This is a genomic window from Candidatus Goldiibacteriota bacterium, from assembly GCA_016937715.1.
Taxonomy (GTDB): domain Bacteria; phylum Oederibacteriota; class PGYV01; order PGYV01; family PGYV01; genus PGYV01.
Genome location: JAFGWA010000067.1, coordinates 13,007 through 31,485, shown reverse-complemented (window position 1 = coordinate 31,485; position 18,479 = coordinate 13,007). Strand labels below are relative to the sequence as shown.

At 39.0% G+C, this 18,479-nt stretch carries 24 protein-coding genes; 23 read left to right on the top strand and 1 reads right to left on the bottom strand.

All coding sequences use genetic code 11. From position 1 onward, the window contains the following. The first annotated feature begins 19 nt into the window (after positions 1-19). Positions 20-565 (top strand): class I SAM-dependent methyltransferase, encoded by a 546-nt coding sequence (locus tag JXR81_07495; GenBank protein ID MBN2754695.1) that lies wholly within the window; start codon positions 20-22, stop codon positions 563-565. Between the two features lie 24 nt (positions 566-589). Here JXR81_07495 and JXR81_07490 read toward each other — a convergent pair whose 3' ends face one another. Then, positions 590-1,843, bottom strand: coding sequence for a glycosyltransferase (locus tag JXR81_07490; GenBank protein ID MBN2754694.1), 1,254 nt, complete (start codon positions 1,841-1,843; stop codon positions 590-592). A gap of 199 nt (positions 1,844-2,042) precedes the next feature. On the opposite strand from JXR81_07490, the gene JXR81_07485 reads away from it, so the two are divergent. The 22 genes from JXR81_07485 (at position 2,043) to recA (ending at position 18,473) form a co-directional block, all read left to right on the top strand. Further along, positions 2,043-2,795, top strand: coding sequence for a tetratricopeptide repeat protein (locus JXR81_07485; GenBank protein MBN2754693.1), 753 nt, complete (start codon positions 2,043-2,045; stop codon positions 2,793-2,795). 1 nt (position 2,796) lies between these two features. Next, on the top strand, positions 2,797-3,663 hold the full coding sequence (locus JXR81_07480; protein ID MBN2754692.1) for a hypothetical protein: 867 nt from the start codon (positions 2,797-2,799) through the stop codon (positions 3,661-3,663). A gap of 7 nt (positions 3,664-3,670) precedes the next feature. After that, complete coding sequence (locus tag JXR81_07475) at positions 3,671-4,486, top strand: tetratricopeptide repeat protein (protein MBN2754691.1); 816 nt, start codon at positions 3,671-3,673, stop codon at positions 4,484-4,486. Between the two features lie 2 nt (positions 4,487-4,488). Continuing rightward, positions 4,489-5,358 (top strand): hypothetical protein, encoded by an 870-nt coding sequence (locus JXR81_07470; protein ID MBN2754690.1) that lies wholly within the window; start codon positions 4,489-4,491, stop codon positions 5,356-5,358. A 33-nt stretch (positions 5,359-5,391) separates the two neighbouring features. After that, positions 5,392-6,141 (top strand): 16S rRNA (uracil(1498)-N(3))-methyltransferase, encoded by a 750-nt coding sequence (locus JXR81_07465; protein ID MBN2754689.1) that lies wholly within the window; start codon positions 5,392-5,394, stop codon positions 6,139-6,141. Further along, positions 6,129-7,445, top strand: coding sequence for a TldD/PmbA family protein (locus JXR81_07460; protein ID MBN2754688.1), 1,317 nt, complete (start codon positions 6,129-6,131; stop codon positions 7,443-7,445). The genes JXR81_07465 and JXR81_07460 overlap by 13 nt, the downstream gene beginning before the upstream one ends. A gap of 20 nt (positions 7,446-7,465) precedes the next feature. Further along, positions 7,466-8,302 (top strand): shikimate dehydrogenase, encoded by an 837-nt coding sequence (locus JXR81_07455; GenBank protein MBN2754687.1) that lies wholly within the window; start codon positions 7,466-7,468, stop codon positions 8,300-8,302. 23 nt (positions 8,303-8,325) lie between these two features. After that, positions 8,326-8,538, top strand: coding sequence for a hypothetical protein (locus JXR81_07450; GenBank protein MBN2754686.1), 213 nt, complete (start codon positions 8,326-8,328; stop codon positions 8,536-8,538). Next, positions 8,538-8,915, top strand: coding sequence for a hypothetical protein (locus JXR81_07445; protein MBN2754685.1), 378 nt, complete (start codon positions 8,538-8,540; stop codon positions 8,913-8,915). Before JXR81_07450 ends, JXR81_07445 begins: the two co-directional genes overlap by 1 nt. 254 nt (positions 8,916-9,169) lie before the next feature. Further along, the gene (locus tag JXR81_07440) at positions 9,170-10,189 is read left to right on the top strand and encodes a hypothetical protein (GenBank protein MBN2754684.1); all 1,020 of its coding nucleotides are present in this window, start codon (positions 9,170-9,172) and stop codon (positions 10,187-10,189) included. Between the two features lie 354 nt (positions 10,190-10,543). After that, complete coding sequence (locus JXR81_07435; protein ID MBN2754683.1) at positions 10,544-10,786, top strand: hypothetical protein; 243 nt, start codon at positions 10,544-10,546, stop codon at positions 10,784-10,786. Beyond that, positions 10,776-11,153, top strand: coding sequence for a type II toxin-antitoxin system VapC family toxin (locus JXR81_07430; protein MBN2754682.1), 378 nt, complete (start codon positions 10,776-10,778; stop codon positions 11,151-11,153). Before JXR81_07435 ends, JXR81_07430 begins: the two co-directional genes overlap by 11 nt. A gap of 63 nt (positions 11,154-11,216) precedes the next feature. Continuing rightward, positions 11,217-11,975: a phospholipase A gene (locus JXR81_07425; GenBank protein ID MBN2754681.1), complete on the top strand. Its 759-nt coding sequence runs from the start codon at positions 11,217-11,219 to the stop codon at positions 11,973-11,975. A 97-nt stretch (positions 11,976-12,072) separates the two neighbouring features. Beyond that, positions 12,073-12,327, top strand: a complete 255-nt coding sequence (locus tag JXR81_07420) for a type II toxin-antitoxin system prevent-host-death family antitoxin (protein MBN2754680.1) — start codon at positions 12,073-12,075, stop codon at positions 12,325-12,327. Continuing rightward, on the top strand, positions 12,324-12,734 hold the full coding sequence (locus JXR81_07415; protein ID MBN2754679.1) for a putative toxin-antitoxin system toxin component, PIN family: 411 nt from the start codon (positions 12,324-12,326) through the stop codon (positions 12,732-12,734). Before JXR81_07420 ends, JXR81_07415 begins: the two co-directional genes overlap by 4 nt. 108 nt (positions 12,735-12,842) lie before the next feature. Further along, positions 12,843-13,463, top strand: coding sequence for a nitroreductase family protein (locus tag JXR81_07410; protein ID MBN2754678.1), 621 nt, complete (start codon positions 12,843-12,845; stop codon positions 13,461-13,463). Between the two features lie 189 nt (positions 13,464-13,652). Next, positions 13,653-14,876 (top strand): ATP-binding protein, encoded by a 1,224-nt coding sequence (locus tag JXR81_07405; protein ID MBN2754677.1) that lies wholly within the window; start codon positions 13,653-13,655, stop codon positions 14,874-14,876. A gap of 50 nt (positions 14,877-14,926) precedes the next feature. Further along, complete coding sequence (locus JXR81_07400) at positions 14,927-15,286, top strand: DUF1801 domain-containing protein (protein MBN2754676.1); 360 nt, start codon at positions 14,927-14,929, stop codon at positions 15,284-15,286. Between the two features lie 275 nt (positions 15,287-15,561). Then, complete coding sequence (locus JXR81_07395; GenBank protein ID MBN2754675.1) at positions 15,562-16,131, top strand: hypothetical protein; 570 nt, start codon at positions 15,562-15,564, stop codon at positions 16,129-16,131. A gap of 197 nt (positions 16,132-16,328) precedes the next feature. Further along, complete coding sequence (gene lexA / locus JXR81_07390) at positions 16,329-16,949, top strand: repressor LexA (protein ID MBN2754674.1); 621 nt, start codon at positions 16,329-16,331, stop codon at positions 16,947-16,949. Positions 16,950-16,964: 15 nt separating this feature from the next. Next, entirely contained in the window at positions 16,965-17,240 is a 276-nt protein-coding gene (locus tag JXR81_07385) for a hypothetical protein (protein ID MBN2754673.1), read from the top strand. Positions 17,241-17,333: 93 nt separating this feature from the next. Then, complete coding sequence (gene recA, locus JXR81_07380) at positions 17,334-18,473, top strand: recombinase RecA (GenBank protein ID MBN2754672.1); 1,140 nt, start codon at positions 17,334-17,336, stop codon at positions 18,471-18,473. Positions 18,474-18,479: the final 6 nt, after the last annotated feature.

Sequence of the window (18,479 nt, the reverse complement as noted above, 5' to 3'; positions counted from 1 at the left end):
GCACCAGATAGATGAAATTATGTCTTTAAAACCCGATACAGTCCTTGAGGCCGGCGTTATATACGGATTTGTATCTAATTACCTTAAGTATAGGGGTATTAATGTAACCACGCTTGATATCAATAAAGAAGTAAAACCCGATGTTGTAGGGTCCGTAACTTCAATGCCGTTTAAAGATTCAAGTTTTGATATTGCAGCCTGCTTTCAGGTTTTAGAACACCTGCAGTTTGAAGAATTTGAAAAAGCGCTTTCAGAATTAAGCCGGGTTTCGCGCAGACATGTGATTATCTCGCTTCCGGATATAACAAGGCATATTCAATTTTATATTAAAATACCAAAAATTGCAGAAATAAAAAAAATACTGGAACTGCCAAGATTTAAAGATCCGGTACATGTTTTTGACGGACAGCATTTGTGGGAAATAGGAAAAAGAGGCTATTCTTTAAATAGAATTTTGCAGTGCATTAATAAGAAATTTAATGTTGTTAAAACATACAGGGTGTTTGAAATGCCTTATCACAGATTCTTTGTTTTAGAAAAATTAAGTGAAAAATATAAGTCCTGAAAAGAAAACCATATCCTATCGCAATTACTCAGATTCTATAATATCCGTCCAGCCCTGTATAATTTTATGTACGTCAAAGTCGTAACCGCGTTTTTCCGCGGACAGTGCGTACATTTCTCTTTTTTCATTGTTATTTAAAAGTTCTTTTATGGTATTTATCCACATTGTTTCCGTGGTATCGGTAATTTCATCCGATGTTTTTAAACTATCGTTAAAAGGAGGCATTAGAATACCAAAAGGAGCATGTTCCGGGGTTTCAGCTGTTTTGTTACAATCAGTGTCAGGCGCTAAAATATCCCTTGGCCCTGTTTTACAGTCGGATGAAATGACGGGAACTGCGCATATCATTGCTTCAATCAAAGCGTTTCCAAGCCCTTCTGAAATGGAAGGAAAAAGAAAAATTTTAGAGCGTGCAATAAGGCTGTAAGGGTTCTTCAAAAAACCGGTGAAATAAACGTCGTAATCGTCATTTATGGAAGCGTTTTCCCATTCTGCATAAGTTTTTAAACCTAAAGTTCTTGAAAGGTTTACAAGGTATTCTTTTAAATCTCCGTCCCCGTATCCAAGCAGTATAAGCTTCAGTTCTTTAAAATCCTTCAGAAGAATTTTCATAATTCTTATCAGATGCCATTGCCCTTTTTGACCGGAAAGGCGGCCTGAATTGACAAGGACCGGGTGTTTAAATATGCAGGAATATTTGCCGGCGTCCCGGCCGGCCAGATCTTTAATTTTTTGGTTGTTAATAGGATTGTATAATAATTTTGTTTTATCAGGTTTTATTTTCAGCAGTTTAACTGCGTCTTGCTTCATTTTTTTAGAGATTAAAACATAAGCAAAAACTTTTTTATAAAGAGTTTTCATAAAAAACTTTTTATAAAAAGGCAGAGACTTTAACATAAGTTCAATGTCGTTTCTGGTTGAAACTATCAGTTTTTCTTTTTGTTTTGACAGTATATTTATAAAATTCGCATTTTCCATAAAACTTATGCAGGTATAAAATGAATTCTGTTTTTTTATCCGGCTTACTGTTCTGATTTTTTTAAAAAATAAAAAAATTCTCTGAAGCAGGTTTTTTTCTAAAAAGTCGATATTCAATGAAATAATATTTCCCTTATATTCATATTCAATAAGGCTGTGAAAAATAATAAGTGTCACATCGTATCCAAGATTAGAAAGCCCAATGGACAGCCTGGCGGCAGATGCTTCGGCGCCGCCTTTTGCAAGGTGCTGAACTATTATAGCCGCTTTTTTTTTATTATTATCAGTTTTTTTTGTCATCTATAAATTTTAACACTACATAATAAGCCTGTCAAATTTATTGCGTTTGGCCTGTAAAAAACAGTTTAGTTTGTTTGTCAGTGGAGATTATTGTACCGCATTGGAAAACTGCATTGAAAAAACCAAATTTACCTTTCATTTTGCCAGATTTTTTGGTAAATTTAAGATAACCGACAAAATATCACGGGGTGGCAAAAGTTTGAAAAGGCTCGTAATAACCGCAATACTTACTGTTTTTATCACAAATGTTTTTGCCGCTGACAGCCTGGCTGTCAAATATTACAAATATGCCATAACTTACCACAAGCAGAATGACCTTAATAAGGCCCTTCAATATTATAATGCTGCCGTTAAAAAAGACAAAAAAATGTGGCAGGCATGGCTTGGGCTTGGAATGTGTTACTACAACATGAAAAAGTACCGCAATGCCAAGCTTATTTTTAAATATGTGCTTATGATAAAACCCGGCGAAAAGACGGCTGAAAAATATCTGGACATGATAAATCCAAAAATAAACGAGCCTTCCAAAACAGCCGCGACAGGTAAAAAACAGAAAAAATTAAAAGGCGATATTATGTGGCGTTCCGCGGTGTTTCCGGGCCTTGGGCAGTTTTATAACGACGAGCTTGTAAAAGGGTACATATACTCCCTTTCTTTTCTTGCCAGTACCGCTGCTGTGGTTAAATACACAATAGACCAGCAGCAGGCTGTGGACGCCTATTATAACGCCAACACTGATTTTGATGTAAAATATAAAGCCGCGCAGGACGCCAACAGCCGCGTGATTATCCCGCTTGCCATGCTGGGCACTGTCTGGCTTATATCCATAGTGGACGGATTCATGACAGGCGCGGAGTATGATAAAATCGGAGTGGACATGAATAAAATGAATTCTATGATAGAAATAAAAGGCGATATGCTTGCCTTTAATGTCATAAATTACAGGTATTAATATGCAAAAATTCATACTTGTTTTCATATTGTTTTCAACAGCGGTTTTTTTTGGATGCAGCGAATTGTCCCGTACAAATCCTTACGACCCGTCTTCGGCAGATTACATGGGTATCACATATAAAGGCGAAGAACTTTACCCCGCTGATTTTCAGATAGAATCAATTGTGTCTGACGGGAGTTATATAGCTTATGCCGGCACTAAAGAAGTTTATGGGGGCTGTGTGATGAAAACAGCATCAGGTACGCCGCTTGGTTTGTTTACAGGAATATCTGATATATGCGCGGATGACAGCGGCAATATTTATGGCGTTGACAGGTCCGAAAACGTGCAGAAAATTCAGAATGATATGTTTAATACGATAACCCCGCTTGCCTTCACCGCTTCTTCGGGAATTGACAGTTTATACATAGAATGGATGAACGGCAATTTATACATTTCCAACGAATATGACAATGAAATATACCGTATTTCTGACTCTGGCGGCGCGCAGTTAACTGTACCTGTAAGCGTGACCGCGCAGGGTTACTTTACTCCGGGGGAGATTTTTAAGTTCAACACTTCCGTATACGTGGTAAACAAACTTAATAAAAAGCAGGTAATTAAATATGACCAGAATTTAAGCAATCCGCAGGTAATTGATTTTACCGCCAATATTATAGATGCATGTATTCAGGAAGGCGCGCTGCAAATATTGTCAGAAAGCGCGGTTTACAAAACAGACGGCACGCTTGGTGTTCTGCTTAAGTGGGGGGATTTTGGCGAAGGGCCGGGCAGGATTTTAAATGGAAAAAGTATTGCCTATAACGCCGCTGACGGGTTAATATATATCCAGGACGGCTCAACTATAAAGAAATTCGGGGAGTAAAAATAAGATGAAAAAGAGTATTTTTTTTACAATAATATTTTGTTTAATCGTTTCATCTGCGGTATATGCTTTTTATGAAGAAACAGAAAAGGCGCAGAGCGAAGATGAAGCCATGTCTGTATTTCTTCAGCAGGTGCAAACTGAATCCGAAAAAATGAAAAACCCTGTGCGCGACAAGGCAATGCTGTATTTTAAAAAGGGCGAAGCGCTGTTTAAGGCAAAGGATTATAAAAACGCGGCAAGGTTTTTTTACGCGTCGGTTAAAATAGACCCCACGTTTAAAGAAGGGTGGAAAAATACGGGATTCTGCTACTACCAGATGAAACAGCATAAATACGCGCTTCCGCTTTTCAGAAAAGTGCTGGAACTTGACCCCGAAGATAAAGATGCCAAAGATTTTATGGAATATTACAATTCTTTTATGGAAAAAAAGCAGAAAGCCACGCAGGTAAGGGAGCCCATAGATTCTATGTGGCGTTCAGCCGTGCTGCCGGGGTTCGGGCAGATGCACAACGGGCAGCATTTAAAAGGGGTAATAGTGGGAGCGTCTTTTGCCCTTAGCACCGCCCTTACAATTTACAATGTGGCAGACCAGCATACAAAATATGACAAGTATTTAAAGACAAATGAAAATCAGGATGCCGCGTACAAAAAAGCGGAAGAAGCGGCTACAAGCGCGCTGATATTCGGACTGATAGCGGGCGGGCTTTACGCCGCCGGTATTGTGGACGCGGGGTTAAGCTATAACAGCCCCGAAGCCAGAGGTGTTGTGTATATAAATGAAAGCGGCGCGGTTATGGCGTCCGCGGAAATAAGGTGGTAAATATGAAAAAAATTACAGTGATAATTATTGTTGTTTTGTTTCTAATCTCATGTAAAGACATGAAACGTGTTAATCCCACCGACCCTGAAGCTTCCAATTATATCGGGATGCACTACACCGGAAGCATAGGCAATTTATCTGAAGTAACGGATTTTGACGCTTATGGAAATGATATTTTTATTGTTGATGAAACCACCGCTCTTCTTTATTGTTTTGATAAAAACGGCGATGAAAAATGGGAAACAGAACCGGATGTATTTAAAGCTCCCAAAAGTGTATCTCTTAGTAATTCATATATTTATGTTCTTGACGCGTGGGACGTGCCGTACGGAAATACTTTAACGGTAATATCAACATCGGGTATTTTATCTGATTTTGCGGTTAATCTTACCGCTAACGCCCATAAAGTAATTGTAGATGACAGCTTTATTTATATAGCCTATGACAGTTTCATTGAAAAATATGATGGTATAGTTTTAAATAAACTGAATTCCACAAATATTATTATTGGTTCCGCGGGGACGGCTGACGGGCAGTTTATGGAAATTTCAGATATGTGTTTTTATGATAATCAAATTGTGGTAGCGGATTCAGAGCTTGACAGGATATCATTTCTGAATTTAAACGGCGGTTTTTTGAGAAAAATAGAACCCGGAGCGGATATAAAAGGCATAGACGTTAAAGACGGAATTTTATACGTGCCCTGTGAAGCGGGGATAATAGAATACAGCTGTTCAAACGGAAATAAATTAAAGACCTGGGCGGATTACGGAGAAGGAAACGGTAAAGTTATAAAACCGTCTTTAATAGACGTAAATAACACTTTTGTTTATGTTGAAAACGTGTCAAGTATAAAGGTATTTGAACCGTAACAGAAGAAAGAATACAATTCTATAAGGAGTTTTATGGCACGCCACAGATTTTTTGTTAATAAGATATCGGATGAAAACGCGGAAATAACAGGAAATGATTACAATCATGCTGTGACCGTGCTGCGGATGGAACCGGGCGAAAAAGTTAATGTGTTCAATTATGAACACGGTGAATATGAAGCGGAGATAAAAGAAATAGACAGGCACGACGGGATAATAAGGATTAAAGTATTAAATAAAATACGGGACAGAAAGAAAAGCACAGCGCAGATATGCGCCATAATTTCGCTTATTAAAAAAGACAAGATGGAACTTATGCTGGAAAAATTAACCGAACTTGGAGTGGATGAAATAATACCTGTAATAACAAACCGTACTATTATAAAAATTAAGAATGAAGAAAAAAAGAACGACAGGTGGGAAAAGATTATTTATACAGCCGTAAAACAGTGCGGCAGGATGAACAAGCCAAAATTACTGCCGGTTGTTGAAAACGTATCCGCGCTAGAAACCGCACAGCATTCGCTTAAGTTTTTTATTTATGAAAAAGAAGAAAAGAATTTTTTGATAGATGAAGCCGTAAAACTTGAAGGGTTTGAAGAAAAGGTATATTTTATAATAGGGCCTGAAGGCGGATTTGACGAATCAGAGGCGGAAATTCTGATAAAAAAAGAGTTCATACCGGTCAGCATAGGCGATACTATTTTAAGGGCCGAAACCGCGGCCATTGCGGCGGCAACGGTGCTGGTGCAGGCGATAAGGAGAAGCACGTGGAAATCTTAAAAACCGTACTTGCGGAAATAAACGCGCTTGGGTTAAAAGGCGACGCGTATTGCGAAGAAAACCTTAAAAATGAAACGATGGTAAATGACGGGGAAATTGACCAGATAAGGCAGTCAGATTCTTTTGGGTGCGCTGTAAGGGTTTTTAAAAACGGAAAAATGGGTTTTTCATATTTTACAGCCAAAGATAATACAGAGGCAAAAAAAGCGGTTAAAAAAGCCGCTGACACGGCGCTTATAGAGGGTTACGAAACATATACAATGCCGTCTTTCTGTAAATGCACCCCGCCGGATACCATTGACCCGGATTATAACAATATTACTTCAAAGATAAGGCAGGACAAAGCGCTTGAAACTGAAGCGGCGGTAAAAAAATACGGAAAAAAAGTTAAATTTGTAAGGGATACAAATCTTACTGATGTAAAAAGCAGCTCTCATTACATGAACACGCAGGGCGCTGTTTCTTCATCTGACAAGACTTATTTTTACTGCTTTACTTCCGCCATTTCTTCAGACGGCACCGCGCAGGAAGCGTCAGAGGTTATGACAGGTTCTTGCGTGTTTAAGGATATTAATGCTGAAGCGCTTGGGCGCGAAGCCGCGCAAAAAGCGGATATGCTGTTAGGGGGCGGCGCTTTAAAGACAGGCAGATACGACCTTATACTTCCGCCTCAGGCGGCTGTGGATTTTTTGCAGATACTTGCGCCGTTATTTTACGCTTCCAATATCCGCAAGGGCAAATCGCTTTTTGGATCCAATAAAGAAGGCGATACTGTTGCGTCGTCCATCCTTAATATAAATGACGACGCGCTTCTGGCTTTCCGCGCGGGAAGTTTTGGTACGGACGGCGAAGGTACTCCCGGAAAAAATAAGATGCTTATTAAACACGGCAGGCTTATGGAATTTTTATATGACATAGCATCAGCGGATTATTTCAAAAAAGAACCCGGCGGCAACGGCATACGCGGCAGTTTTAAGACGCTTCCGGAATGCGGGGTGTCCAACTTCTACATTGTGCCGGGGGATTCCAGGAAAGATATAATTATGAAAGGCAGCGGCCTTATAATAAACTCTTTAATGGGGCTTCATACCGCCGACCCTGTGTCCGGTAATTTTTCGCTTGGTTTAAACGGGTGGCTGCTGGAAAAAGGGGAGATAAAACAGGCGGTAAAGGAAATGCTTGTAACCGGCAATATAAAAGACGTGTTAATGAACGTGAAAGATGTATGTGAGGACAGCGTATTTTATTTTAATTATGGAAGCCCCACAATTGTGATAGGGGATATGACAGCTGCAGGAAGATAAACCATAATCAGGAGCAGATAATGAAAAAAACAATCACCGGAATAATAGGGTTCCCTCTTTCCCACACTTTATCCCCTGTAATGCACAACGCTGTGTTTAAAAAATATAAAATGAAATGGGAATATAAGGTATTTGAAACAGAACCGGAAAAAGTGCCCGCCATGATAGAGCGAGTAAGAAAAGAAAATATAAAGGGTATTAACGTCACAATTCCGCATAAGCACGCTGTAATGCCTCTGCTGGATGAAATTGACCCTGCCGCAGAAAGGATAGGCGCGGTTAACACCGTTAAAAACGTAAACGGCAGGCTTACGGGATACAATACGGACTATCTGGGGTTTCTTGCCACGCTGAAAAAAGCAAAGATAAATCTTAAAGGCAAAAAAGTGGTAATGATTGGCGCGGGCGGTGGGGCGCACGCTATTGGCTACGCTTTAATGATACAAAAACCGTCAAAATTTTACATTTATAATATAGACATACCCATGACGAAAAATCTTGTTAAAAAATTGGGATTAAAAAAAGCCGTAATAGGAGATATTAAAAAAAGCGCGGCAAAGGACAAAGTTCTTGCAGAAGCTGATTTTATAATGAACTGTACGTCAGTCGGTATGCACGGTAATCAGGTGGTATACGAAATTGAAAAGTTAAAGAAAGGCGCGGTTGTTTACGATATTATTTACAATCCCGAAAAAACGGAGTTCCTGGCGCGCGCGGAAAAAATGGGCGCTAAAATAATAAACGGGCTGGATATGCTTATTTATCAGGGGATGGAATCTTTTAAAATCTGGACCGGTAAAAAATCCGATTATCCGCTTATAAAAGAGAAGCTTAATAAATATTTTAATAAAAAATAAATTGTTTTAAGGGGGTGTGTTGTATGAGCGACGAAAAACTGACTCCTATTGACACTGACAGGTCAATGCGCATTGACGAGCGGCACAATACAGTCCAGCCCGCGCACAACAAGGGAAAGCATAAAAAGAACTTTAAAGAAGAACTTATAAAAAAAGAAAAAGAAGTGCTTGAAAAAGAAAAACAGGAAGCAAAACCCGACACAAACGCAAAATATAAGGATGGCAGAAGAATCTGATGAAAAAAATCGTAATATTTTTTACAGCGTTACTGGTAATGGCGGCGTGTACAGCCAAACCCGAAAAAATAGAAAAAGTCTATTATCCGTCAGGAAAACTGCTGGCAGAAATGCCGATAGTAAAAGGGTTTAAACACGGGAAGCTAATATGGTATTACGAATCCGGCGATATAAAAATCACTCAGGAAGTTAAAAAAGGCGCTGCCAACGGCAGGATAATTTTTTATTACGAGGGTAATGTGAAAGAACACGAAGGTATCATAAAAAACGGCAAACGCACGGGCGAATTTAAATATTACGACAAACAGGGCAGGCTGATAAAGTCAGAGTTTTACAGCAATGGGATTGTAGTTAGGCAGAAAACATACACTCCATAACTTTCAGTAGTTTTGGTAGACGCGGGTCTTTAGCCCACGAAAGTTTTGTTTGGTTCTTTTCATAGAGATGCAATATATTGCGTTTTACTTTAAGCAGGTAGATTTGCATTGAAATATAAGAGTGTTTAATAAGGGGAGTTAGAAGTTAATCTAGGAACTACAATTATAGTGTTAAAATATAATTCTTACAATAAAAGTATTGAAAATAAAAAAGTATAAGTTAAAAAATAAAAGGAGATCTTCTTTTGAGTCGGATGAAACGATATGTAACAATTACTTTTATATTTTTAATAATATTGCTGTTCTTCCAGCAAAAAATAGCTTTTTGTGGTAGGTGTCTTGGTGATTTTGAATCATATGTACAAGAACTAGAAAATATAGCAATAATGGATTATAAAGAAGATATCAAAGGATATGTTGATTATTGTATATATAACGGAGACCTTTTGTATATTCAAATGGGAAATAGATGGGCAAAAGAAGAGAATGAGCAAATATTCAATGATTATATAAAAAGTGAGTATCGTCCAAGGATAATAGCTGCATGTAATAAAATATTTCTTCAAAAAAATGATGATTTTAAAGATCTTTGTGTTTGCTTATTTGCAAAATATAGAGTAACTAAAGTTAATGGTAAAGATTTATTTCCAATGCTTGTAAATAAAGATAAAAGTCCGATAATAGATCCAATAAAAGCTGCTATGTTAAAAGATAAACGAGCTACCAAGTTATTAATAGAATCTTTTTATACCAACAAACTATATGATTATGATGTAAGGACGGACAAAAAAAAATACCGAGTACCAATAGCTTATTTTGCACATGAAGAGTATAGAAACAGCATTCTAAATGCTTTGTGGTTTTTAAATGATACAAGATCAATTAGATTTCTTGAATACGTTATAGATAATGATCCAAGTGATGATGTTATTTATAATGCAGAATATGTGCTTCGTAAAATTAGAGAAAAAAATGCAGAGTATGTTTATAATGAAGTATTTCAATTCATGTTTAAAGGTAATCCGCTAAAGTCATATCATAGAATACAAGAAAAAAATATTTCATTTAAAGATTTAAAAGAAATTTTAATAGAGGATGATAATTATATTAAAGTTCAATCGATGAAAATTATAGTTAACAGGGGAAATATTGATGAGATAAATGAAATACTGCCTTATATAACTTATTTATCATTAAATGCAAATGATGAATATCTAATGAGAAACAGTAAAAAACTATTAGTGAAAGCAAATAGTATTTTAAGAAATAAGTAAGGTATATTGTACAAATATAGTATTTATATTGAAGGTATAATATGAAAATAAAACATCCTGAAATCGGCGTATGCGGGCTTTCGTGCAGGCTGTGCCCCAATTATCACACGGATTCAAAACCAGGTGCCCCGGGTTTAGAAGTTTTTAAATAATTACAGCAGTTAATAATAAAGGCAAAAAAGGGCTCCGTTGGGCTGGATATAAAGGAAAGGTCCAAAGTAATGCACGAAATTCTGGACGAAACCGCCGCAAAGAAAAAATATTTTCTGAAACTTAGAAAATAAACAACAGATTTTCTTTTGACTTTAAGTGTTATTATGTGTACACTTGTTATGTACACATAAGGAGGTAATTATGAAAGCGTCTGTTTTGGACCTTCGCAGAAAAATGAAATCAATAATGGCCGCGATTGACAGGAAAGAAAAAGTTATTCTTACCCACAGGGGCACCGAAAAGGGTGTTATATATCCTGTTAATTCAGAGCCGGAAGGGGAATATAATCTTTTGGAAGATCCGGCTTTTGGTATGTGGGCAAAGCACAAGAAAAGCGTGCGCCAGACCGTAAAAGATTTAAGGAAGCCGCGTCATGCAGTTTGATACAGATGTTTTAATATGGCTTTTGCGTGGAAATACAAATGCGGCGGAAAAAATTATGTCTGAAAAGGACAGATGCATAAGCGTAATTACATTTATGGAGCTTTTAAAAGGCGCCGCTAATAAAAACGAGAGTACGGCAATAAAAAAGCTGATAAAAAAACTTAACTTTACGGTAATTCCAATAAATGATGATATCAGTCATCGATCGCTTATATATATGGAAGAACATGGGCTAAAAAGTGGCATATCTGTCGCGGACTGTCTTATTGCCGCAACCGCTGCCGAATCCGCGCAGGTTTTGTGCACTGCCAATCACAAAGATTTCAGGGCGATTGAGGATATTGAATTGGAAGGATTTAAAGCATAAAAAGCAAAATAACGCCGAATCTTAATAATACGGGCGTATAATATTTTTAAAAAGATGGTGAACATGAAGATACTGAAAGTTTTGATGATACTTTTATTGCCTGTTATGGCGTATTCTTATTCCAATGAATTCAATCCGCCGCACTGGCCCGGCGAAGGGTATAATTCTAATTATTTCATATTGGGTATCCCTGATTCCAAACTGCAGATAAGCACAAAGTTCCGCGCCATTCAGGAAGGCGGTCTTTTTGTCGCCTACACTCAGCAGATGTACTGGGGGCTGTGGGAGGATTCGCATCCCATGTATGACGTGAATTACAATCCCGATATGTTTTTCAGGATAGTTGTTGATAATACCCGTTCCGCCTGGCTTGATTTTGGGCTTTTAGACCATGAATCAAACGGATTGCAGGGTGAAGATTCGCGCAGTTGGAACAAACTTTATCTGCGGTACACGGACGGTATATTCATAGGTCAGGAAAACGAACTGCACTGGTCATTTAAGGTGTGGTATCCCTACGCGCCTGACCCCACTTCGCCCGACCTGCAGCGTTACAGGGGCACGTTTGAAATGCAGGTTACTGTAAACAACCTTGCAAAAGTATTTTTTGACAGGAATGACATCACAATAAGGATATATCCGGGCGGCCCGTCATCTGTTGATTTATTAAAAGGCGGGCAGGAAATAACGCTTCGCGGGAATCTGTTTTTTACTAAAGATTTTCTTCCTGTTGTTGTCCTGCAGTTTTTTCACGGGTACGGCGAAAGGCTTATTGATTACAAGGTGGAACGGACTGTATTCAGAGCAGGCATAGGGTTTTAAGTTTAATTAAAAAATCTGTTGTATTTAACCGCTCTTGACAAGACGCCCATTGATGCTATAATTGTAATACAAATGTATTACATATTGGAGGTGTTATATGGTATTTGCGAATATCAGGGATTTAAGGCTTGATACAAACAGTGTTTTAAAATTAAGTGAAAAGGAAGGCCCTGTTGTAATTCTGCGCAATTCAAGGCCGGTTGCTGTTTTGAAATCAGTTTCAGAAGAAGATATGGAAATGAAAGTGAAATCGTTATGGCCAAAACTCCGCAAAGCCGCAGAGAAGTCAGGATACGGGGTTAATGATGTGGATGCTGTTATAAAAGAAGTCAGGCGGACACGAGTTAAATGAAAAAGAGCATAAGGGTTGTAATAGATACAAATGTGCTTATTTCATCTTTTTGGGGCAAAAAGCCCGGTGAAATTATCGCTTTGTGGTCTGCCGGTAAGCTTACCGCTGTAATAAGCCCGGAAATATTAAATGAATATATGGAAGTAATGCAGAGGTTTAACCTTTCAGAAGACAATATGGAAGCGGTAATGGAAGTACTTTCAGACACCGCGCATAATATATATGTTTCTCCGCATGAAAAAGTTAATGTGGTAAAAAAAGACAGTTCTGATAATAAATTCATAGAGTGCGCGCTTGCCGGTAAGGCCGGATTTATTATAAGCGGCGATAAGCATTTAAAAAATATCGGGGAGTATAAAGGGATTAAGATATTAACTCCGGCAGAGTTTTTGGATAATATATCCTGATTTAATCTGTGAACATATCTGTAAATAAATAATTATATTTATTTACTGCAGCTTTATTTAAGTGAAAGAAAGCCGCAGATTATTAATTTAAAATTCCGGGAGGTAATAATGCAAAATTCAAATCAATACCTTGACAGAAATGAAACTATCCGCAGTATAAGGGACAGAAGAAGCATACGCACGTTTTTGGATAAAAATATCAGTGATGATGACCTGCTGACAATACTTCACGCGGGGCATCAGGCGCCGTCCGCGCACAACCAGCAGTCGTGGAAATTTATTGTTTTAAAAGATAAGGCAAAAAACGACCTTGCGGCAATGGTGGCGGAGCGCTCGTCAAATTTTCCCAAGCCTTCTGCCGTGCTTCTAAGGATGGCGTCGCGCAGCATTATAAACGCGCCGGTAGTGGTGGGTGTAATGAACACAGGCGAACTGATTAGAAGAGGGACTGAGCTTTTTAAAATTGATAAAGAGACAGCGCACGACTTTTTCAGGATAATGGAAGTTCAAAGCTCCGCGGCCAGCGTGCAGAACATGCTGATAGCCGCAACATCGCTGGGGCTGGGCACTGTGTGGCTTGGCGTGCTTGCGTTAATGCAGAAGGATGTGCTTGGTTTTCTTGGGGAGCCCGAAGGCGAGTTTGTGGCGATTATTCCAATTGGATATCCGGCCAAACCGGGCGTTCAGCCTTCCAAACACGAACTTGATATGGTGGTAAAGTATCTGTAAAAAATAAAGTAAAAAAAATTTAATATGCCACAGAAAAACAGCTAATATAATAGCTGTTGATAAAATATAGATATTATCGCAGGCGGGCAATAGGGCGGTAAATGCTGAAAAAGGGTTTAATAATAACTTTACATTTACATGGTTTTAGACTAATATAATATCAGATATTAGATTAGTCGGAGGGTCTATATGGCGTTTATAAGAAGGCACGTTCAAAAAGCTGTAAAAGGGATGTCTTCTCAGTTTGCGGCAGTTTTTGTCACCGGGCCGCGGCAGGCCGGAAAAACCACTATGCTGGAAAAAACCGCGGCAGGTGCGGTTTATGTTACGCTTGATGATCCTGTGGCAATGCAAAACGCCAATCTGGAGCCCGGAAATTTTCTAAAACTTTATCAGCCTCCTGTAATTATCGATGAGATACAGTATGCACCGGGGCTTTTCCCTTATATAAAAATGTTTGCCGATAAAGCAAAAAAGAAAAAACTGTTTTATCTTACCGGTTCTCAGCAGTTTAGGATGATGAAAAATGTCAGTGAATCTTTGGCGGGCAGGGTTGGTATTATACAGATGCTGGGACTGTCCATGCGCGAAATAAAAAAAATAAATTTTGACACTCCTTTTATTCCTGATAAAAAGTATTTTTTAGCGGCAGAAAAATTTAAACAGGAAATTTCTTATAGAAATCTTTTTTTACATATTCAAAAAGGTTTTATGCCGGCACTGCATGCCGGCAAAGTTTCGCCGCAGGCGTTTTATTCTTCATACGTCAAAACATATATTGAACGGGATGTGCGTGATTTAACACAGGTGGGGGATGAATTAAAGTTTCTTAAATTTTTGTCAGTTGCCGCGGCAAGGACGGGACAGATGCTTAATTATACTTCAATTGCATCTGACGTGGGAATAAGCCTTCCAACAGCGGAACGCTGGGTATCTGTGCTATGCGCGTCCGGGATTGCATATCTTTTACAGCCATTTTTTAATAACAGGATTAAAAGGGCTGTTAAATCGCCTAAATTGTATTTTCTTGATACGGGACTGGCTGCTTACCTTAGCCGCTGGAACAGCGCGCAGGCGCTTGAATCCGGCGCTATGTCCGGGGCTTTTTTTGAAACGTTTGTTATAGCGGAGATAATAAAAAGTTATTATAATGCCGGTATAAGCGAGCCGCCGCTTTATTACTACAGGGATAAAGATAAAAAGGAAATAGATTTAATTATTGAAGGTGACGGTGTACTGCATCCGCTTGAGATAAAAAAGACTTCCAATCCCGCTAGTGAAGATATAAAAAATTTTAGTGTACTGGATAACATAGCGGGAATAAAACGCGGAAGCGGCGGTATTATCTGCAATTATGAAAAACTTTCAGGCATAAGCGCTTTGGATTATAGTATTCCCGTATCATATTTATAAATAATCAGCGGGATGTAAATTATTAATAATCTTATAAGGAGGCTGCAGGCGTGTATAAAAAAAGTCCGGAAGTGACCGCGTTCATAGAAAAATATCCCAAAGATGTAAAATCAATACTTGATAAGATACGCGCGTTGATACACAAAGCCGCGCCAGAAGCACAAGAAGCCATGGGTTACGGTGTCCCTGCCTTTAAATTAAACGGCAACCTGGTCTTTTTTGCCGCTTTTAAAAAGCATATAGGTTTTTATCCAAACGGGGATTCTGCGATGAAAAAATTTAAAAAAGAACTTGCGGAATATGAACAGTCCCGCGGAACAATAAGATTTCCGCTTGATAAACCGATACCGTACGGCCTGATAACAGAAATAGTGAAGTTTAGGGCGCAGGAACAGCTGCAAAAACGTTAACACGCCTGCGTATTAAACAGCTTTTGTTTTATGGCAACTTAAAGTTGACATATGGCAATATAGTGTTGCCATGACTAATATTAATATAAAGGTCTGAAAAAAAGAAGCAAGAAAAGCCGTGAGTGACTTGAAATTGTATAATTTTGTAAAATAAATTTAAATGAAAGATATGAATTTTCTAAATTTGTGAATGAAAATTTTTTGACAGCAGATGATAGATATTTTTTTAAATGTATACTATAGTATATAAATCTTATTTATGGGAGGGTTGTTTAATGAAAAATTTAGTTTTAACTTTTGTTTTTGTTTTATTGTTATTTGCGGGTTGTAAACAAAATACCAATAATGTTGAACCGACTTCTCCGGAACCTACTGCAACCGCAACGCCTGTATGCGATATCTTATTTGGATATAATTTAGATAATGATAGTAACAATTTTCTTGAAAATTCCTTAGTTGGAAGTTTGTTTGAAATGAGTGATGAAGCCAATATTAACCGATTATCTGTCAAACTTAATGTAGATTCGGATTATTCAATTGGAATATATACTGATAATGCTGGCGAGCCAGGAACATTGCTGGTGGAAACAGGTATAAAAAATGGTTTGGCGGGATGGAATACTGCGGATATTGGATTGACAACGCTTTCTTCGGGTGAGAAATACTGGTTAATCTCCATCACCCAAAATAAAGGCGTCAGGGTATGTACGTCAGTCAATAGGGGATATAAAGGATATACTTATGCATGGAGCGATATTGTTTCTGATGGTATGCCTTCATCTCTCTCGGGCTGGATATCCGTGTCGTTATGTGAACAAAAAATATACGCTTCATATTGCAATTGAAATAATAAGTATAAAGATGTGTTTTTGTGTTTAATGGAAGCAATATAGTCTAAACACGGGCTAAAAGGTGTACTTAAATTTTTAATTTGCAGTAATTAATTATTTCTGTAAATACTGAAAATATCCCCTCAAAAAACAATTAAAATAATCTGTATATTTTTGTTGACACAAATGTATACATTGTGTATACTTGTGTCATGAAGAAACATACACTTAGTTCAAAGGAAACAGAGTTGATTAAGGCTGTAAGAAACACCCTGATGAAGGGGCACAGCCCAAGCGTGAGAGAGCTTATGGAGGAGCTTGGTTATAAGTCGCCGCGGTCAACCGCGGAGCTTATTAAAAAACTCGCGGCAAAGGGCTATGTAAGAAGAAACGCGGAAGGCGACCTGCAGATCATTGAAAACTTTTCCGGTGATGAAAGCAGGGTCCAGACCGTTGAAGTACCGCTTGTAGGGCAGGTGGCGTGCGGTTCGCCCATTCTGGCGGAAGAGAACATAGAGCAGATGATACCGGTGTCCACGCGCATCGCTTCTCCTCCTTACAGGTACTACATGCTGCGCGCAAAGGGCGATTCCATGAACCTTGCCGGTATCAATGACGGGGACGCTGTGCTTGTAAGGCAGCAGGGCACTGCCCGCAATAAAGAAATTGTGGTGGCTTTAATTGACGACGAAGCCACAATAAAGGAATTCAACAAAAGCGGGGATATGGTCCTTTTAAAACCAAAATCAAGCAACCTTAAACACAAACCGATAATACTGACAAATGATTTTATGATACAGGGAATTGTTGTCACAACCATACCGGGACTATAACAGGAGGATGAAAATATGTCGCCATTTATTGTAAGTGCTGTAAGTGAAGTGGACGCGTTTAGGGTAATGTACGGATGGAAAATGGGAAGCAGAAGCGGCGCTTTTATAAGGCTTGCCGGTTATCACGGGCCAAAAAAGGGCAATCCGGGGTATGAAAAAGCCGTAAAGATGTTAACAGCGCTTGTGCTTGGAAAAAAGATACACGTTGGAAAGGTTGTAAAGGTAAAGGGAAAAGACCTTGTGGCAGAAATATTTGTAAACGGCAGAAACTTAAACGAGTATCTGAATTAATATAATAGGAAAGCGGCAGAATTGTCCGGCAAGAAGGAAACAAAGGGCGCAGTACAAAAAAAACATAGAGGAAAACAAAGGGAGGCAACAGAAATGAGCGAAGAGAGCAAAAGGGAAGAAAGTAAAAGTGAAAAGAAAAAAGCGTTAAGCCTTGCAATAGCGCAGATTGAAAAGGAATTCGGCAAGGGGTCCATTATGAAACTGGGACAGACACAGACAGGAAAGATTGAATCAATACCTACCGGGGCTTTATCATTAGATTTGGCGCTTGGTGGAGGCGGAATACCCAAGGGAAGAATAATTGAAGTATTCGGGCCGGAATCTTCCGGTAAATCCACACTTGCGCTTAACATAGTGGCGCAGGCGCAGAAACAGGGCGGCGTGGCCGCTTATGTGGACGCGGAAAACGCCATGGACGCGGAATACGCGGCTAAAGTGGGCGTTGATGTGGGCGAACTTCTTATCTCCCAACCGGATACCGGGGAACAGGGGCTTGAAATTGTTGAAAAACTTGTAAGAAGCGGCGCCGTTGATATAATTGTCGTGGACTCTGTGGCAGCTCTTGTACCTAAAGCCGAAATTGAAGGAGATATGGGTGACAGCCATATGGGGCTTCAGGCGCGCCTTATGTCACAGGCAATGAGAAAACTGACGGGCATAATAAACAAATCAAAGTGTATCGTCATTTTCATTAATCAGATAAGGGAAAAAATAGGCGTTATGTTTGGCAATCCGGAAACCACGCCGGGCGGACGCGCGCTTAAGTTTTACTCGTCCATCAGAATAGACATTAGAAGGGTGGAAACAATAAAGAAGGGCGAAGAAATGGTGGGCAACAGGGTAAAAGCGAAAATTGTAAAAAACAAAGTCGCGCCTCCTTTCAGGGAAGCTTTCTTTGATATCATCTTTGGAAAGGGAATTTTAAGGGAGCCCGCCACACTGGAAGCCGCTGTAGATTTTGGAGTCGTGGAAAAAAGCGGAAGCTGGTACATATACAAAGGCGAAAAAATCGGGCAGGGCAAAGAAAATTCAGTTAATTACCTGACGGCACATCCGGAAATAACTACAACTATAGAAGAGGAAACAAAAGAAAAGTTCTTTGCCAAAGCGGCAGGCCAGGCTCCGGAACCGGTTGAAGAAGAGGAAGAGGATGATCTGGAAGACCTGGAAGGTGCTGAAGAAGTAAAAGCGGAAGAAACTGAAAAACCTAAAAAAGGGGCAAAAAAGAAATAGGTTTTA